This is a genomic window from Glaciecola sp. SC05, from assembly GCF_041380235.1.
Lineage (GTDB): Bacteria > Pseudomonadota > Gammaproteobacteria > Enterobacterales > Alteromonadaceae > Glaciecola.
On sequence record NZ_JBGIYY010000004.1, the window covers coordinates 189647 to 206955 of the forward strand.

Here is a 17309-nt window from a genome sequence, read left to right on the forward strand (position 1 = left end):
TTGTTATTATCTGTGCTTCACAAAGCCGTGCTTTATTCTGGAGGAAGAATGTCTACTTTTGTAGTAAAACTTACACAATCTGAGTTACCCGCTCATATTCAAGCTGGATTACCTATTTCATGGGATGCTAAAGGCGCAACGATTCATATTGGCGATAGTGATTTATCGCTGAATACGATAAGTCTTTGTGCGCGGCGGTTATTTTCAATGCTTGCGGGTGATGTAGCACTTACTGGCGACTGGCACATGGAGCAGCAGTGGGCGTTTGCTCGAAGTTTTGGTGGACCTAAATCAAGCAATCGAGTGCACTGGGTTGAAAATGCAGACACAGCCAATCTGGAAAACCTGTACAAAGCATTTGCCTTTGCCCGCGACCTAGTTAATCAAACCCCAGAGCAACTCAGTCCTGAGTCACTCTCTGCCCAAGCCTCAGCTTGGATTTGCAGTTTAGCGCCAAGTACTGCTGCGGTTAAGACCTGGACCGGTGAAGAGCTACAACAAGCAGGGTGGCAGGGGATTTATGAGGTCGGCCGCGGCAGCGAGCGCCCTCCGGTTTTGTTAGAAATTGACTACAATCCCACGGGTAATGCGCAGGCGCCTACTGAGATTGCGTTGGTCGGCAAGGGCATTACATTTGATAGCGGTGGTTATAGCATCAAAAGTAGCGAGGGAATGCTTGACATGAAATGCGACATGGGCGGCGCTGCTACGGTGACTGCTGCGTTAGGATTAGCGATCATGCAGGGCATAAATAAACGCATAAAACTATATTTATGCTGTGCAGAAAATTTGATTAGCGGTCATGCCTATAAACTGGGTGATATTATTACCTACAAAAACGGAACGACAGTTGAAATTGTAAATACCGACGCTGAAGGGCGCTTAGTTTTAGCCGATGGCTTGATGGCCGCTACTGAGTCGGGCGCGGCAATCATTGTTGATGCAGCTACTCTGACTGGTGCGGCGGTTGCGGCGGTGGGCAGAGAGTATAATGCGGTGTTTAGTATGGATGTGCAGCTTCGTAATACGTTTCTTGCATTAAGCGAAGACGTAAATGAGCCACATTGGCCGCTGCCGCTAACGCCAGAACATCGAAACAAATGTCCATCACCATTTGCCGACACCGCGAATAGTCGCGCACAAAAGGGCGGTGGGGCAGGTGGGGCATCGAATGCAGCTGGGTTTTTATCGCGCTTTGTGAATGCTGAAGGTAAAGGTTGGTTACATATCGATTTAGCCGCTGCCTACAATCGAGACGGCAGTGACATTATGCCCAATGGTGGCACTGGCATTGGTATCAGAAGTATTTGCGCACTGCTGACAAAATAAAGTAAATACGATTATATGAAAAAGAACTTAGCAGAAGTCTCAAGGTCGGCATATAGTGACTATAAGCCGCCCAGTCTTTCTGCAAGTTCTTTATATTTTTCGACATCGATTTGATCGAACAAAGGATTGCCGTCGGCGTCTTTGTCTTTGGCTAGTAAAAGGCTTTCGCGCTCGAGTCGCTGAACCCGCAAATCTTGTACAGAAAGAAATTCGGCGACTTGGTTGACAGTCATAAGAGACATGCATCTTCTCCAAAGTTAAGGTGTGATTCGGTCTATAATATAACGACAGTGTTTGACAAAAGATTAGCAATAAGTCTAATTATTTGTGAATAAAATAAAGGACGTATTTTCGTTTTGATGATAGAAACCCTCGCCGCAGCCACCATGTTATTTTTAATCATGGATCCGTTAGGCAACTTACCGATATTTATGTCGGTGTTAAAAGGTATTGAGCCGGCTCGCAAAACGAAAGTCGTGATGCGAGAACTGCTGATTGCCCTGATCATCTTGATGATGTTTTTGCACAGTGGCCAAGCCTTATTAGACTTTTTACAAATTGAGCAAGAAACGGTCAGCATTGCCGGTGGTATTATTTTGTTCATCATTGCGCTTCGCATGATCTTTCCTAAGCCCGGCGGCGTGATGAACTTACCACAAGGTGAAGAGCCATTTATTGTGCCGCTTGCAGTGCCTATGATCGCTGGCCCATCTACTATGGCAGCACTCATTTTGTTGGCTAACCAAGAGCCACAGCAAATGACACAATGGAGCCTTGCTTTGTTGGCAGCATGGTTTGCAAGTGCAATTATTTTATTGATGTCGAATAAAATCCATGGCTGGTTGGGCGAAAAAGGACTGCGCGCTGTTGAGCGGCTGATGGGCATGATCTTGGTGATGATCGCCATACAAATGCTGCTCAATGGTGTAAGCTCCTATGCAAAGCATTTAATGCAACTTTAAGATGACAATGACAAATATAAAACACACAGCAAAGCTCAATTCCTTCGCGCAAATTAGAGAGCTAGATAAAGCTCGGGCACTGGTGTTAAGCAGTGCCCTTATTCAGCGTATGCTACCAAATTATGTTCTTTTTTGTGAAGCGATGGCCTTAGAGCATGCAGAAGCAGCCAATAATTTAGTCAAGCTATTGTGGGAAGTCTCAAGCAATAGAGCAATGAAGATAAACACCGAAGCACAAGGTGAAAAGCTCGAAGAAATAACCCCTAGCGTTGATGATTACGATAATTTAGGGGTATATGCGGCCCTCGACTTTTGTATGGCCTGCAGTGCGGTATTGCAACTGATCGCAAATGAAGAGCCTCAGGCGGCGGTAATGGTAGCGAAACTTAGTCAAGGTAGTGTTGAACGTCATATCGTAGTGTCACAAGAACAAGAATTGACGGGTGCAGAATTAAACAGCCACCCGTTAATGGCCTTTGAGATCGCCTCCTTGCAGTCCTTGCTCGAAGTATGCAAACAAAAGAAACTCAGTGCTGACGATATTAAGGAATTACGCCAAGACATTATTGCTCAGGGTGTGAGTAGCTTAGGGATTGAGTGCTAGGCGCTTAATCTGTTACTCAATTTTCAGCGACTCGGTACAAGCGATAGTTGACTTGTTGAGTCGAGTTTTCTTTAATTTTGATTAAGCTTGGGTGCAAGTTTTCGTTAAAGCTTGCTTCACTTTCAATATACACAAGCGCGCCAGGTTTCAAGCTGTTATTGATCAGCAAAGCGTCTACCGCCCGCATCACGAAGCCTTTGTGAAATGGTGGGTCTATGAAGACAATATCGTAGCTTTCATCCTTGTTTTTCAGGGCTTCAAATGCATCTTCACAAATTACTTCAGATTGATGCTTTGCTTTTAACACTTCAATGTTTTGTTTGAGTTGTGCGGCGCTTTTAATGTTGTTTTCAATCATAGTGACAAAGGCCGCCTGACGAGAAATTGCTTCAAATCCGAGACTGCCGGCGCCTGCGAACATATCGAGTACTTTTGCTCCGGCGATATCTTGCATCAGCCAGTTGAACAAGGTTTCTTTGACGCGGTCGGTAGTCGGGCGTAAGCCTTCTGCGAGTAAAACCGGTAGTTTTCGACCACGATGCTGTCCGGAAATAATTCGAATATTGCCGGGTTTGAAGCGTGCACTGGGTCGGTGAGCATTCCGCGTGTTGCGAGGCCGGGCTTTTGGTGATGGCGTCATGTATAACCAAGGTGCTATCATAATTGTGTATAGTGTACTTGAAAATTCCCACAAATCTAAATGAGAATACGTCCATCGACTGGGCATTACTATTAGATGTTGGCGCTTGCAGCACTGAGAGCTGAATAAAAACACTGAGTAAAGAGTATTAAATGTAACAGCAAGAAAATGAGGAAAGGCGTTGTTTAATTGGTTTAACAAAGACAAACAGAAAGACAAAGACATTGATAAAGGTGCCCAACTGCGCCAAGAGCTTGACCACGCAGATCTTAAAAATGATGTCTCAACTGGCAGCGAAGTAAGAACTGATGCAGTCGAGCCGCCGGAAAATCTGCCGAGTATGCAAAGTGACAGCATAGAAGCTAAATTAGCAACCACTGATGCGACCGGTGAGCCGATACATAAGTTGGAGCCATCATCAAGCGCTGCGCTTGTTGCAGAGTCTAAGGAGGCTCCACTTGAGCTTGAGCAGAAGTCAGGCTTTTTCTCTCGTTTAAAATCGGGCCTGTCTCGCACCAAAGAGAATATTGGCAGTGGGTTTGTGGCTTTATTAAAAGGTAAGGCGATAGACGAGGAATTATACGAAGACTTAGAAACACAACTTTTAGTCGCCGACGTTGGCATGCGAACCACCACTAAAATTATCACCAAGCTGACTGAAAAAGCGAAGCTGTCGCAGTTAAAGAATGGCGATGCGCTTGGTGCCCTCTTAAAACAACAAATGCGTGATATTCTGACGCCAGTTTGCAAGCCACTAGAATTTAATACCGGCAAGGATGCACAGGGCAATAATCAACCCTTTGTGATATTAATGGTAGGGGTCAATGGCGTGGGTAAGACCACGACTATTGGTAAATTAGCCAAACAATTCCAAGCCCAAGGTAAGAAAGTTATGCTTGCGGCCGGCGACACTTTTAGAGCCGCAGCGGTCGAACAACTGCAGGTTTGGGGAGAGCGCAATAATATTGCGGTTGTCTCACAGCCTACTGGTTCTGACAGTGCCTCTGTGATTTTTGATGCAGTCGCTTCTGCCAAGGCAAAGGGCGCCGATATACTTATTGCAGATACTGCGGGTCGCCTACAAAACAAAGACAACCTGATTGAAGAGCTTAAAAAAGTGGTCAGAGTGATGAAAAAGCAAATCCCTGAAGCTCCTCATGAAATTATGCTTACCCTCGATGCGAGCACTGGGCAAAACGCGGTCAGTCAAACAAAGATATTCAACGAAGCAGTTGGGATCACAGGCATTAATTTAACTAAACTCGACGGCACGGCTAAAGGTGGCGTTATTTTCGCCTTAGCAGATGAATTTAACATCCCAGTGCGCTACATTGGTATTGGCGAGGGAATAGATGACTTACGTGAGTTTGATGCCACCGCTTTTGTTGATGCACTTTTTGATTCTACAAAAGACGAACAATAGTATTGATAATTTAACTATCCAAAGTAGTGGATTAAACGCGCTGAGAAGTATCGATGATTAAGTTTGAGCAAGTAAGTAAAACCTACCCTGGAGGGCATACTGCCTTATCAAAAGTGAGTTTTCATCTTGAGCAGGGGGAAATGGCCTTTTTGACTGGCCACTCTGGTGCTGGTAAGAGTACATTGCTTAAACTGATCAGTATCATGGAACGTCCAACCGTCGGCAACGTATTGATCAACGGGCACAACCTTTCTACGATCACTCGCAAGCAAATCGCCTATATCCGTCGAGATATTGGAATGATTTTTCAAAGCCATCAGCTATTAATGGATAAGTCGGTATTTGACAATGTTTCTCTGCCTTTAGTGATTGAAGGCTATACCCGTAAAGTGATCGCGAAGCGTGTGGATGCCGCATTAGAAATGGTGGGTCTAAAAGACAAGGCTCGTAATCTTCCAATCACCTTATCGGGTGGCGAACAGCAGCGTGTTGGAATCGCCAGAGCGGTGGTTAATCGTCCACCATTATTGCTTGCCGATGAGCCGACCGGTAACCTCGATCCTAAATTATCGATGGAAATTATTCGTTTATTTGAGGACTTCAATCAAGCGGGCGTATCGGTATTCATCGCCACCCATGACTTAGGCTTGATTGCACGAATGAAATATCGAACGCTGACCCTTAAGCAGGGTAAAATGATCACCGATGGTCTAGACCAAGCAGAAGAGGAGCGCTTGCTATGAGCATTCTCTTCAAAAGCAGAAAACAGGCATCCAGTGGCAACCGCGTGGGAGTGGTACAGCGGTTTTTTATGTTTTTTCTAGATCATTTTCGCCAAGGCGTTAATAGTCTAGGCGAGCTATATAGGACGCCTTTCGCGTCACTGATGACCATTGGTGTTCTAGGCTTTAGTTTGACTTTGCCAAGTACGCTATACATTCTAGTTAAAAATGCTGAACAAATATCTGAGCAGTGGCAGCAAGCTAGTGAAATTTCTTTATTTTTAAATGACAATGTAAGTGAAGCGAATGCTCAGCAACTGGTAACGCGTTTGTCGGTGTGGGATGAAATTGCCAGTGTTTCATATATATCTGCGGATGAAGCGCTGGAGGAGTTTCAGGCCCTTTCGGGTTTGGGCGACGCGATTCAATACCTGAATAAAAATCCTTTGCCGGCAGTTGTGTTGGTTATTCCGACGTCTAAACACGCTACTCCAACGGCAGCCGCTATGCTGCTAGACAAATTACGCAAGGAGCGCGAGGTTGAGATAGGCAAACTGGATATAGAGTGGTTGGAAAGGCTATATGCGCTTTTAGATATTGCGAAAGAATTAGTTTTTTTATTGGCGGTACTGTTGTTTTTTGCAGTGGTGCTGATCATTGGTAACACCATTCGACTAAATATTTTAAATCGCCGTGACGAGATTTTAGTAATGAAGCTAGTGGGCGCTACCGATGCGTTTATTCAACGCCCTTTTTTGTATACCGGCTTTTGGTTTGGATTGCTCGGCGGTATCATGGCTTGGATCACCGTTTCGATTATACTTTGGTGGATAGGCTGGAGCCTAGAGTCGTTTATGGAATTGTATCAAACCCAGCTAAATATTACGGGCTTAGACGCCAGAGCCCTATTGATTATGCTTGGCCTTTCGGTTTCGCTAGGGCTTATTGGGTCGTTAATTTCAGTGCATCGTCATGTGAGTGAAATTGAGCCTGAGTAGCAGACAGGTTCTTAAGGTTTAGCCTGCGGGAACATGTTGGACTGACTTTGATGTAGCAAGTTATTCCACTTAACCGCTTCTAAATAATATTTATGTAAATCCTCTTCTTCAATATTTAAATCTTTAGCGGCCTTTTTAAATGGTAACCAACTGCTTGACTCTAATGACTTTACGCTAGCTAAGATTGAATAGTACGGTCCTGTTTGTTCCAATAGTGCCTCGTTGATGCTCGCCGATATGGGTATTTGTTCTAATAGCTCTGCCATATCTCGGTCAAGAATGACGTCAATCAATGAAAACAGCCCAGCCATAAATGCCGACATCGCATCTTGAGAATCAGTAAGCTCCGCATCAATCAATTCACAGTATTTTGCCCTCACCAATGACACTTGCAAGAGCTCTTGGACATTGTCTTGATTGAGTTGTGCAATCGATACAATGGCAGCAAATTTACGCAGCATTAGTTCACCTAAATAAGTTAACGCATGCTTTATTGAGGTGATCTTATGAGACTTGTTAATTAAAGGGTTATTAATAAAGCGCATAAGCAAATAAGAGAGTGTTGCATCATGTTCAAACGTCGAGCGAATTTTATCCATATCGATGTTTGCATCTGAGGTCTGCGCCAGCAGGCTGAGCAAGCTAAGTTTATTTGCCGGTAACTCTTTTTGAGTTTTATGCTGACGGCTTAAAAAGAAATACCCTTGGAAATAGTGGAAGCCAGCATCAACGCACTTTTGATATTGCTCTGGATTCTGCACATTGGTCGCAATAGTTGCTATGTCATGAGCAGAGATATCCTGCTGCAACTGGCTTAGGGTCTGCCGTGAAATATGATTGATGTTTATTTTGAGATAGTCGGCAAGATCAAAATTAATCGTATCTAAGGTACGATCATTTTGTATAGAAATTCTATATCCTTGCTGACGCAAACTTTTGACGGCTTCAATTAATTCAATGTCACTTGCTTCTATTCCAGGTATCTCTAATACGGTGTCCTGCGGCGTGAAATCTGCAGGCAAGCCTTGTAATACAGTTTGTCTGGTGATACTGATAACCGAAACAAAACCCGACAACAACTCCTCAAGACCAATGCTTACAGATGTATTAGCCTCTGCGGTTTCTTCGTTGAGCTCTGGCAACAGTTCAGGTAGCGCGCCTTCCTCGCCATCTCTAAACACCAATTGATATGCAAAGAGTCGCTGTTTTTCGTCAAATATGGGTTCACGTGCAAAAACAATCATCTGTGTTAGTTTTCCGTCAATGTAGATTTCATATCGTCAGCCCACTGTACCGATGCATAGTACATTTTAAAAAGCTCTGATTCTTTAATGCCTGCTTTGTCGCTAAGCTCATAAATCACTGCCCAGTCTGCACGTTCAAAGGCAAAACATAGACGCAGTTGTAGGGCTAATTTGCTATTTGTGTGTATTTCACAAAGCGCTTGCTTGACCTCGTCTGAAAACGGCAGGGATTGCATTATTTCAGTCATAGGCATATCCATTAGTGCATCAATATGTGAAAACAGACCTAAAATATAGCTGCTGGGTGGATTTTCTTTTAGCTCCATAGATGCCGCCATTAGCTTACAAAAATGCGCTCGTACTAAGCTAGATACAATCAGGTCAATAGGCTTATTGCCCTTTAAGTTTGCAATCGCTAACAAGGCTATAAACTTCTTAAGCTCGATCGTACCTAGGTATCTTAATGCATGATGTAAGGAGTCGATTTTCTGACGTTTGTTGAACAATGGGTTATTAATAAAGCGCATTAGTTTATATGTTAAGCCAACGTCTTTTTCACATACCTCACTGACTTTATCGAAGTCAAAATCTGCCGCCGAACTAAGTGCAACCAGTTGCACGACAGAAGACGCTAAAATGTCTACATTCTTGTGTTTAACGACTTCAGGTTTTGATAAGAAATATCCTTGAAAGTAATCAAATCCGGCGTTTTTGAAACGCTCAAATTCTTCACTGGTTTCAATTTTTTCAGCGATTAATATCTTGCCCTGTTGTTTTAAGGTTTCAATTTTTAACATTAACGCTTGGTTCGACAAATCAAGTAGGTCAGACTCGACCTTTACATAGCGGACAAAGGGCAATAATGGGTCCCATGTTGCGGAAAAATCATAGTCGTCTAAGGCAATTTTATATCCCATGTTTTTAATGTGTTCGCAGGCCTTCAAAAATGCCGGTGTAACTTCTACACTTTCGACTATTTCAATGACTACACTGAGTGGATCTAAAGTAGAAGGGAATCGGTATAATATGGTGTCTTGATGAAAATTAATAAAAGCGGGCTTATTAAAGCAGAGATTTTCAACACCAATAGACAAGTGACTTTCTGCTAACATTGAGCTAGTCGCTTCGTCTGGCGATATTTCTGGGAAGCAGTTGCTTACACCATCACGGAACAGCAATTCATATGCAAAAACACGTTTTTTTGTGTCGTAAACAGCTTGGCGCGCTACAAATGTAAACATAGTTGTCCTTCATTATAGTATGATTGGGTCAAATGTATTTTTGCTGATTTTTGCAGCATTTTTACCCGGAAACTAAAAAAAACTGGTATTTATTCGATAAAGCAATAAAAGATATCAACAAACACTTGAGTTTTTGAAATCTGCCCTTATATTTAATCGAATAAACATAAAATTATTTTGCGAACTATCGGTCATTTAAACAGTCAAAAGGTCTGTTACAAAATGAATGAGGTAACAATGAAAGAAAAAATGCAAACACTCGCTCTAGCCGTACCCCATAGCGGAAGCATTGAAAGTTATATTCAAGCTGTTTCTCGCATTGATATGTTATCGGCAGAGGAAGAAAAATCTTTGGGACTCCGTCTGTTTGAAGAAGGTGACTTGGAGGCTGCGCGTCAGTTGGTTATGTCTCATCTGCGCTTTGTCGTGCATATTGCTAAATCATACTCAGGTTACGGTTTACCCCAAGCTGATCTCATCCAAGAAGGTAACATTGGTTTGATGAAGGCGGTTAAGCGCTTCGACCCAAACGTCGGCGTTCGTTTGGTTTCGTTCGCGGTGCACTGGATCAAAGCAGAAATTCATGAATTCGTCTTAAAAAATTGGCGTATTGTGAAAGTCGCTACTACTAAAGCTCAACGCAAATTATTTTTTAATCTACGCAAGTCGAAAAAACGCTTGGGTTGGTTTACTCACGCAGAAGTTCAAAAGGTAGCTCAAGAGCTAGGCGTAAGTACCAAAGAAGTGTTGCAAATGGAAGCTCGCATGAGCAGCCAAGATCAGGCTTTTGATTTGACCAACGACGATGATGAGTCAACTACGTTTAGTCCTGCTCAATTCTTAGAAGATAAAACTGCTGACGTTGAAAATACGGTCATTAATGATGATATTGATCTTGCTGCAAGTAAGCGTCTGTATTCGGCTATCAAAACCTTAGATGAGCGCAGTCAGCACATTATAGAAACACGATGGTTGTCGGATGATAAAATGACCCTACAGGACTTAGCTGACGAATATCAGGTGTCAGCTGAGCGTGTGCGTCAAATCGAAAAGAACGCTATGAAGAAACTGCAAGCTGCAATGCTGTAGTAATTACACAAAATTGAAAACCCCGCATATAGCGGGGTTTTTTATGGATGATAAAATAATGTTTAGTAGAAGGGGTCTTTTTAATCAACAGCGCTAGACGAGTTTGTGGCTTGCAAGGCTAACTAGGCAGGCAGGACCCAATATTGCCCTGAAAATTCAGCAACTTCATTGTCTTCGTCTAGAATCTCAACCCGCAATGTCACAGAGCATTTCTTGCCCCGCTGAAGCATGTCGAATTTACCTTGAACCGTCTCAAGTTTGCATATGGCTCTGGGTTTCATGGTAATTGGTTTATGGTAATGAATAGAGGCATCGCCTAGCACTATTTCGCCGCTCAAGCCTTTTTGTTTAAGTTGCAAAAATATCATGCCCCATCCAGTAAGTGTTGCCAGAGAGTAAATGCTGCCAGCAAACATACTGCCATGCAGATTGATATTCTTATTAAGTGATGCGCGAGTCTCGATTGCGAGCTCTGTATACTGATATAGCTTAATACCCATGTGTTCTGTAATCGGGATCTGTTCGTGCCAAGTTCGCTGTAACTCTCGACACCACTTAGGGTGCAGTACCAATTTATTATTATCAAACAGTTGTTTGCGCATTTGCTTGCGTTTTAACTTTCCTAACTCGTTAGGCGCCTCGTCAATAATCTCAAAGCCACAATTGTGAAAAAACTCGATAGAAGATTCTCTGGAGTTAGTGACGGCTCGTTCTGCACCCATATCACGTGACACTTGCTCTAATGCCGACAAAATAATCTGCCCTAGGCCTTGTCGGCGATATCGCTTATCTACAGCGATGTGCCTAATTTGGGCTTCTTCAGTAGTGTTTAGGTGCACGCGACCGCAAGCTACGACTTCCCCATCAGTATTTTTTACAACACGATGTTCGCTTACACCTTCATATTCGTCTTTTTCTGAGCCTTTTGGATATCCCCATGGTTCACGCAGCCATAGCCAGCGAAAAGCATAATACTCGGCCATTTCTTCATCGGTTTTGGGTTTATTGACAATAAACAAGATTCTTATCCATATCAGCGAAAACTGTTTGTTAAACAATACTTCATTTTAGCTATATTGCCTAAAATTGCACGTTGCTTATTCTAAGATACAGACCCTAGATTTTAAATTGAAAGGTTACAGGCCCGTCGTTGACTAAGGAAACCTGCATGTCTGCACCAAATATTCCTGTTTCACAGCTCTGATACTGTTCGTTAACGTGAGCAATAAATGCGTTATAAATGTGCTTTCCATGTTCGGGTGATGCGCCCAATGAAAAGCCTGGTCGATTACCTTTGTCGGTCTGGGCCACAAGGGTAAATTGCGAAACCACTAATAGCTTTCCGCCGACATCGGTTAAGTTAAGGTTCATTTTGCCATTGTCGTCATTAAATATTCGATACTGATGGACTTTCTTTGCCAGCTTTTCGAGTTGCAATTGACCGTCAGTTTTTTCGACGCCTAGCAACAGCAAGATGCCTTTTTGGATACTGGCAACCGTTTTCTCATCGACCTTTACATCTGCAGTTTTTACTCTTTGAATTAGGCCAATCATGACGTGCTTTGCGGTTGTTTGGCAAGCGCATCCATGATTTCAATGAGTTTTGACTTAATGCCGGGCTCTGACGCACTGTGACCGCCATCATTTATAATAAATAATTCAGAACGTGGTAGTGCCTTGTGGAGCTGATAAGCGGCCGACACTTGGCAAACCATATCGTATCTACCGTGCACAATATGGGTTGGAATATTCACAATTTTGTGGGCGCTATTTAAAATATGGTTCTCTGGAATAAAACACTGGTGTTTTAAATAATGACACTCTAATAACGCTAAGCTTTTGACTTGCTGATTCGATGCGGTGGTGCTTGACTGCTGTTGGTCTGGGATTAGCTTAGATATTGCGCCTTCCCAATCAAACCAAGCACTTAAGGCATTTTTAGATACCGTTTCATCGTTGCTATTAAAAAGCTCATAATAAGCCTGCGATATTTGTTTGGAACCCTCGCTATGACTTGGAATGCTTTTACTAAAGTTAATATATGCATCTGGAAATACTTGGGCTGCGCCACCGTTAGGCTCTAAAAACCAGTCAAAATCTTGTTGGCGCGCCAAAAAAATACCTCGAAGTATTAGGCGTGTTACTGCCTCGGGATGCGCAATAGCATAACAAAGCGCTAGCGTTGCACCCCATGAGCCCCCAAATACATGCCAAGTACTAATATTGAGATGCTGGCGCAGTGCTTCGATATCTTCTATTAGGTCTGCAGTAGTGTTGTGCTCGAGTTCGCCAAACGGTTGAGATTGCCCACAACCTCGTTGATCAAAGCCAATGATGTGATATTGCTCCGGATTGAACGCCCACTGAAAGTTAGCATTTATGCCAGCCCCAGGACCGCCATGTAAAAACAGAACTGGAATGCCATTTGGATTGCCAGCCTCTTCAACATGCAGAATATGCTCATTTGACACAGGAAATTTGAATGAATGGTTGGGCACTGAATCCTCGGCTCCGGCTTATTCTTTTGCTTGTATTGTAGTATAGTTAGCGACACATGTTTGATGTTAAGGGTACAACTAACAAAAACATCACCTTAATTTACATACAGGTAAAGGATATACAATGGTTCATAAGTTATTTTTAGCAGCCGCTATGGTCTTACTCGTTTCAGGCTGTCAGTCGGCAATAGACGATGCATATTTTAGTATGTGGGACAAAATTGGCGTTGAAAAACGAGATATTTTGGTTGATCGTGTTGAAGATGCCCAAGATTCACAAAAAGAAGCGCAGGAAGAATTTGCAGACGCATTGTCTCAGTTTAGTGCGCTTATTAACTTTGATGGTGGCGAGCTTCAAGATATTTATGAGAAGCTAAAAGACGAGTATGAGGATAGCAAAAGCAGCGCTGAAGAAGTCTCCGATCGCATTAACAAGGTAGAAGCGGTTGCAGACTCTCTTTTTCGTGAGTGGGAAGAAGAGCTAAACGCTATCGGTAATGCCAATTTACGCAGAGATAGTGCCTCAAAACTTAAATCAACTCGCCGTAATTACGATAGTCTATTGCGCTCGATGCGCAGAGTTGAATCAAGCATGACGCCAGTATTGGCGTCTTTGCAAGATAATGTGCTTTACCTAAAGCATAATTTAAATGCCAATGCTATCAGTTCGCTTCAGGGCGAATTAACTACCATAAAAACGGATGTGGACTCTTTAATAAAAGAAATGAACGAAGCAATTAAGCAATCTGATGCGTTTATTGCAACGATAAGAGGCTAAGCTATAGCTTGTTTTCTAACATTTGGTGCTGCTTGAGCAGCACCAGTGCTTATCTGTTCTACTTGATTTAGTCTTTTTCAGAGCCTTGATGTTTGTCTAGTGTAGCTGTTCCCATTGCTTCCATGATCTGTCTTGCTTCTGCTGGAATGCGATTGGGATTATCCTTTCTTAAGTCCGCATCGTCAGGCAAAGGCTGGCCGGTAAAGGCATGTAAAAATGCTTCACAGAGTAATTCGGAGTTCGTCGCATGTCGTAAATTGTTCACCTGGCGGCGTGTACGTTCATCTGTTAATACCTTTAAAACGTTAATGGGAATCGATACCGTTACTTTCTTTACCTGCTCAGATTTCTTTCCGTGCTCTGCATAAGGGTGTATGTATTTACCGTTCCACTTTGCCATTTTGATGCCGTTAGTTGCTTTTAGTTATATCAAAAGTCTAACTGGAATAATAAAAAGGTCAATATAGACGTGTAAACTGCTTGACGTCTAGACGTAGTTTGCGTACTTTAGACGTCTAAACGTCCAAAAGGTTTCTGTATGGTTTCTTATGCTCAGGGCATCGACGCTCTCAACCAATCACTCTCTGAACTCAGAGACATCGACGTATCGTTCGAATTTTTTCCGCCGAAAACACCTGATATGGAAACAACACTTTGGAAGTCTGTTGAAAGACTAGCTCCCCTAAACCCCAGCTATATGTCGGTTACTTATGGTGCAAACAGTGGCGAACGTGACCGTACTCATGCGGTAGTAAAAAAAATTCACTCCGAAACCGGTATCCCTACTGCCCCGCATCTAACCTGTGTGGACGCGAGTAGAGAAGAGTTGCGCCAAATCGCTCAAGACTATTGGGATTCTGGCATCCGCCGTATTGTTGCTTTACGAGGGGATTTACCCGAGGGTGTTGATAAAACCGACATGTATGCGAGCGATCTAGTCAGTTTACTCAAAGACGTTGCTGATTTTGATATATCGGTGGCCGCCTATCCTGAAAAACATCCTGAGGCGCGTAACGATCAATTTGATTTGCTTAATTTAAAGCGCAAAGCCCAAGCCGGTGCGAATGAGGCTATTACGCAGTTCTTTTTCGATACCAGCGTATTTTTAAGATTTCGCGACAGAGCCGCTGCGGCCGGGATAGACCTTGATATCGTGCCAGGAATATTGCCAGTGACTAATTACCAAACCTTAGTAAGGTTTGCCGGATTTACCAATGTGCACGTGCCAGGGTGGCTGCATAAAATGTATGACGGTCTTGAAAAAGACGACCAAGCAACACGTAATCTGCTGGGCGCTAACATTGCGATGGACATGGTAAAAGTCCTTGCTAAAGAAGGTGTAAAGCATTTTCATTTCTATACATTAAATCGCAGCGAACTGAGTTTTGCAATTTGCCACATGCTGGGTTTACGCAGACAAAACTGAAGGCAAAAACGCTTTCATCGATAAGGATTTTGGCACTTGTACCGAAATCCGAGTAAACTAGACGCTCTTAAGCAATGGAATACATCAAGTGAGCTTCATGTTGAGCGTTAAAGCCTATTACCAGTTACGAAAGCCTTTGGTCATAGACATCGTCAAAACCTTCTTTAAGCAATTAAAGGAAGAGCGGATTACTGTGTCCTCTGGGCATATGGCGTATGTGAGCTTGCTATCGCTGGTGCCCGTGGTAATGGTATTTTTCATGGTGATGTCGGCGTTTCCAGCGTTTAGTGAAATGCGTGAGCATTTCGAGAACTTCATCTTTAGCAACTTTTTACCTGCGTCAGGTGACGTAGTGCAAACGCATATGACGGAGTTTGTAAATAACGCGTCTGGCATGGGCGCGGTCAGTATCGCAACGCTGTTGGTGGTGGCATTGCTACTAATTTCAAACATCGATAAAACCCTTAATCACCTTTGGAAGACCAAAGCGCAGCGTCCAATTATTTATACCTTCGCCATTTATTGGATGGTTATCACCCTTGGTCCTATGTTGATTGGCTCGAGCATAGCGGTTAGCTCTTATTTAGCGACAATCGCCGAATTTGCTGACGACTACACACCCGGCTTTGGAACCGCGTTTTTAAAGATGGTCCCAAGCTTAGCCGCTATTGGCGCATTTATGTTACTTTATATGGTGGTGCCAAATCGTCCTGTACGTGCCAAATACGCGATTTGGGGTGCGGTACTAGCGGCAATTTTGTTTGAGCTATCTAAAAAAGCCTTCGCGTTTTATGTGTCGAGCTTTCCGTCGTATCAAATTATTTATGGTGCTTTAGCAGTTGTGCCCATTTTATTTGTATGGGTGTATCTTTGCTGGATTGTTGTGCTCATTGGTGCGGTGTGCAGCTATGCGGTGACTATCACCTGTGAGCGTTACGATGATAACTTCGTAGAGCATGACTCAGCTCAGGCGGCGGGAGAGCAAAACGCCAACATTGAAACCTATGGTCAACTCGAAGACCCACCAGCCTCAGATATCGCGCAAGAGCAAACCCCAACCAAGGTAAGAGCTGTATCCAAAGGAAAGTAGCTAGACTAAGTTGCGTTTAGCCAAAGTAAAAAGGCCATATTAAATGGCCCTTCTTTAAATATTATTTATGAAATTTGATCAACAAAGCGCATGCTATAACCAGTTTGAGAAGTGGTGTCGGTCTCAAAGACCAGAAATTGTTCGCCGCTATCCTCATTAAGCACTAAAAGCTGGCTATTCAAAATAATGTCTCTGCCGTCGATTCTTGCTACTGCATATACTTCGTATGTGTTATTTCTGAGAACTACGCTTAGCGGCGTCGCTAAACCAACCGTTCTGCGGTTTTCTGCGGTTTCGATGCTTTCGTCACTTTTGACAAAGTAAAATGTAACGCTATTAAAGTCATCGTCATCGACCAGGTTAATAATTTCGACTTCATGCTCATAAAGTCGGTTGCGATTACTGTTGTTGATCACCAAGGTTCGAATAATGGCTTCTGTTTCATCAATAACGCCATCGCCATTTTCATCAATGTTACCGTCACCGTCTTCATCTACCGCCGCTTCACTCACATAATAAAAAAGTGTGCGTTGAGCGTTTGCAGGGAGACTTATGAGTTGGTTTTGCAATAAGAAGTTCTCGGTCTCAGCTACTTTTACATTAAAATTATAATCGCCATTTTCAACGACAAAAAGATCGGTAAATTCACCGCTTTGTAGCTTAGAACTCAAGACTTGTAGACTGTCCTCGAGTGACAGAGGCATCGCCGAGCTCACTTCAATTGAACCGTCGTAGCTTGGCATTAAATCATTGAGTTGAATGCCGTTGTAAATTCTAAATTCAGATTGTGCATTACTTGCTTGGTATTCAACATTCGAAATAGATGAAATATTATCAATAACAAAAGGAGTATCGCCGGCACCAAAATTAGGGCGAATGGCAAGAATATTTTGATTGCTGAATGGATATGATACCTCAACCGAGGTAAACAACAGCGCATCACTAGCGGCATCGGTGATGTAAAAAGTATATTGGTCCTCTTCGAGTTTATTGTTGTCTGAAAGTCCTAAGTAGCTTTGCGTGCCCATAAAAATCGCTTCGTTAAAAGTTTCGTCGGACTTCGACATGTAGATGTCAATATCGGTGTAGCTGGGGTGCAGATTTAAAAAGCGTAAATTAAATAAATCATTGTCGGTATCGTCGTCGTCATCTATTACCGGAATAATAAATTCAGTAACTTGAGGCATTGGAAAGCTCTCGGTTAGCACATACATGACAATACTTTGCGAAGGCACGGAAAAGACACCTTCATATATTATTTCAAG

Annotated in this window: 19 protein-coding genes; 10 read left to right on the plus strand and 9 right to left on the minus strand. The window is 43.0% G+C overall.

Annotated elements, in window-relative coordinates; genetic code table 11:
• The first annotated feature begins 48 nt into the window (after positions 1–48).
• Positions 49–1329: an aminopeptidase PepB gene (gene pepB / locus AB9H30_RS05545; protein ID WP_371193650.1), complete on the plus strand. Its 1281-nt coding sequence runs from the start codon at positions 49–51 to the stop codon at positions 1327–1329.
• Between the two features lie 59 nt (positions 1330–1388).
• On the opposite strand, the gene AB9H30_RS05550 is transcribed toward pepB, so the two are convergent.
• Positions 1389–1571 carry a helix-turn-helix domain-containing protein gene (locus AB9H30_RS05550; RefSeq protein ID WP_371193651.1) on the minus strand — a complete coding sequence of 61 codons (183 nt, stop codon included), beginning with the start codon at positions 1569–1571 and terminating at the stop codon, positions 1389–1391.
• Between the two features lie 120 nt (positions 1572–1691).
• Between AB9H30_RS05550 and AB9H30_RS05555 the strand changes: the two genes are divergently transcribed.
• A complete protein-coding gene (locus AB9H30_RS05555) occupies positions 1692–2291 on the plus strand; it encodes a YhgN family NAAT transporter (RefSeq protein ID WP_371193752.1) in 600 nt (199 codons plus the stop codon).
• Positions 2292–2298: 7 nt separating this feature from the next.
• The gene (locus AB9H30_RS05560) at positions 2299–2895 is read left to right on the plus strand and encodes a YjaG family protein (protein ID WP_371193652.1); all 597 of its coding nucleotides are present in this window, start codon (positions 2299–2301) and stop codon (positions 2893–2895) included.
• A gap of 16 nt (positions 2896–2911) precedes the next feature.
• On the opposite strand, the gene rsmD is transcribed toward AB9H30_RS05560, so the two are convergent.
• A complete protein-coding gene (rsmD, locus tag AB9H30_RS05565; protein WP_371193653.1) occupies positions 2912–3535 on the minus strand; it encodes a 16S rRNA (guanine(966)-N(2))-methyltransferase RsmD in 624 nt (207 codons plus the stop codon).
• A gap of 181 nt (positions 3536–3716) precedes the next feature.
• Here rsmD and ftsY point away from each other — a divergent pair, with 181 nt between their 5' ends.
• The 3 genes from ftsY to ftsX are packed head-to-tail and all read left to right on the plus strand — an operon-like array spanning position 3717 to position 6678.
• The gene (gene ftsY / locus AB9H30_RS05570; protein ID WP_371193655.1) at positions 3717–4958 is read left to right on the plus strand and encodes a signal recognition particle-docking protein FtsY; all 1242 of its coding nucleotides are present in this window, start codon (positions 3717–3719) and stop codon (positions 4956–4958) included.
• 53 nt (positions 4959–5011) lie between these two features.
• Positions 5012–5701, plus strand: a complete 690-nt coding sequence (gene ftsE / locus AB9H30_RS05575) for a cell division ATP-binding protein FtsE (protein WP_371193656.1) — start codon at positions 5012–5014, stop codon at positions 5699–5701.
• Positions 5698–6678 (plus strand): permease-like cell division protein FtsX, encoded by a 981-nt coding sequence (gene ftsX / locus AB9H30_RS05580; RefSeq protein ID WP_371193657.1) that lies wholly within the window; start codon positions 5698–5700, stop codon positions 6676–6678. Before ftsE ends, ftsX begins: the two co-directional genes overlap by 4 nt.
• Before the next feature lie 11 nt (positions 6679–6689).
• On the opposite strand, the gene AB9H30_RS05585 is transcribed toward ftsX, so the two are convergent.
• Complete coding sequence (locus AB9H30_RS05585) at positions 6690–7922, minus strand: EAL and HDOD domain-containing protein (protein WP_371193658.1); 1233 nt, start codon at positions 7920–7922, stop codon at positions 6690–6692.
• Positions 7923–7927: 5 nt separating this feature from the next.
• Complete coding sequence (locus AB9H30_RS05590) at positions 7928–9163, minus strand: EAL and HDOD domain-containing protein (protein WP_371193659.1); 1236 nt, start codon at positions 9161–9163, stop codon at positions 7928–7930.
• A 237-nt stretch (positions 9164–9400) separates the two neighbouring features.
• Here AB9H30_RS05590 and rpoH point away from each other — a divergent pair, with 237 nt between their 5' ends.
• The gene (rpoH, locus tag AB9H30_RS05595; protein ID WP_371193660.1) at positions 9401–10252 is read left to right on the plus strand and encodes an RNA polymerase sigma factor RpoH; all 852 of its coding nucleotides are present in this window, start codon (positions 9401–9403) and stop codon (positions 10250–10252) included.
• A 122-nt stretch (positions 10253–10374) separates the two neighbouring features.
• Here the strand turns inward: rpoH and AB9H30_RS05600 are convergent, their stop codons facing one another.
• From AB9H30_RS05600 to pip, 3 genes are all read right to left on the minus strand, one after another.
• Positions 10375–11271 carry a YiiD C-terminal domain-containing protein gene (locus AB9H30_RS05600; protein WP_371193661.1) on the minus strand — a complete coding sequence of 299 codons (897 nt, stop codon included), beginning with the start codon at positions 11269–11271 and terminating at the stop codon, positions 10375–10377.
• 97 nt (positions 11272–11368) lie between these two features.
• A complete protein-coding gene (dtd, locus tag AB9H30_RS05605; protein ID WP_371193662.1) occupies positions 11369–11806 on the minus strand; it encodes a D-aminoacyl-tRNA deacylase in 438 nt (145 codons plus the stop codon).
• Positions 11803–12750 carry a prolyl aminopeptidase gene (gene pip, locus AB9H30_RS05610; RefSeq protein WP_371193663.1) on the minus strand — a complete coding sequence of 316 codons (948 nt, stop codon included), beginning with the start codon at positions 12748–12750 and terminating at the stop codon, positions 11803–11805. The genes dtd and pip overlap by 4 nt, the downstream gene beginning before the upstream one ends.
• A gap of 124 nt (positions 12751–12874) precedes the next feature.
• Between pip and AB9H30_RS05615 the strand changes: the two genes are divergently transcribed.
• Positions 12875–13528, plus strand: a complete 654-nt coding sequence (locus AB9H30_RS05615; RefSeq protein ID WP_371193664.1) for a DUF2959 domain-containing protein — start codon at positions 12875–12877, stop codon at positions 13526–13528.
• Between the two features lie 67 nt (positions 13529–13595).
• Here the strand turns inward: AB9H30_RS05615 and metJ are convergent, their stop codons facing one another.
• Positions 13596–13928 (minus strand): met regulon transcriptional regulator MetJ, encoded by a 333-nt coding sequence (gene metJ / locus AB9H30_RS05620; protein WP_371193665.1) that lies wholly within the window; start codon positions 13926–13928, stop codon positions 13596–13598.
• Positions 13929–14066: 138 nt separating this feature from the next.
• Here metJ and metF point away from each other — a divergent pair, with 138 nt between their 5' ends.
• Positions 14067–14954, plus strand: a complete 888-nt coding sequence (metF, locus tag AB9H30_RS05625; protein ID WP_371193666.1) for a methylenetetrahydrofolate reductase — start codon at positions 14067–14069, stop codon at positions 14952–14954.
• Positions 14955–15051: 97 nt separating this feature from the next.
• The gene (locus AB9H30_RS05630; RefSeq protein WP_371193667.1) at positions 15052–16044 is read left to right on the plus strand and encodes a virulence factor BrkB family protein; all 993 of its coding nucleotides are present in this window, start codon (positions 15052–15054) and stop codon (positions 16042–16044) included.
• Positions 16045–16109: 65 nt separating this feature from the next.
• Here the strand turns inward: AB9H30_RS05630 and AB9H30_RS05635 are convergent, their stop codons facing one another.
• Entirely contained in the window at positions 16110–17279 is a 1170-nt protein-coding gene (locus AB9H30_RS05635; protein WP_371193668.1) for a hypothetical protein, read from the minus strand.
• Between the last annotated feature and the right edge of the window lie 30 nt (positions 17280–17309).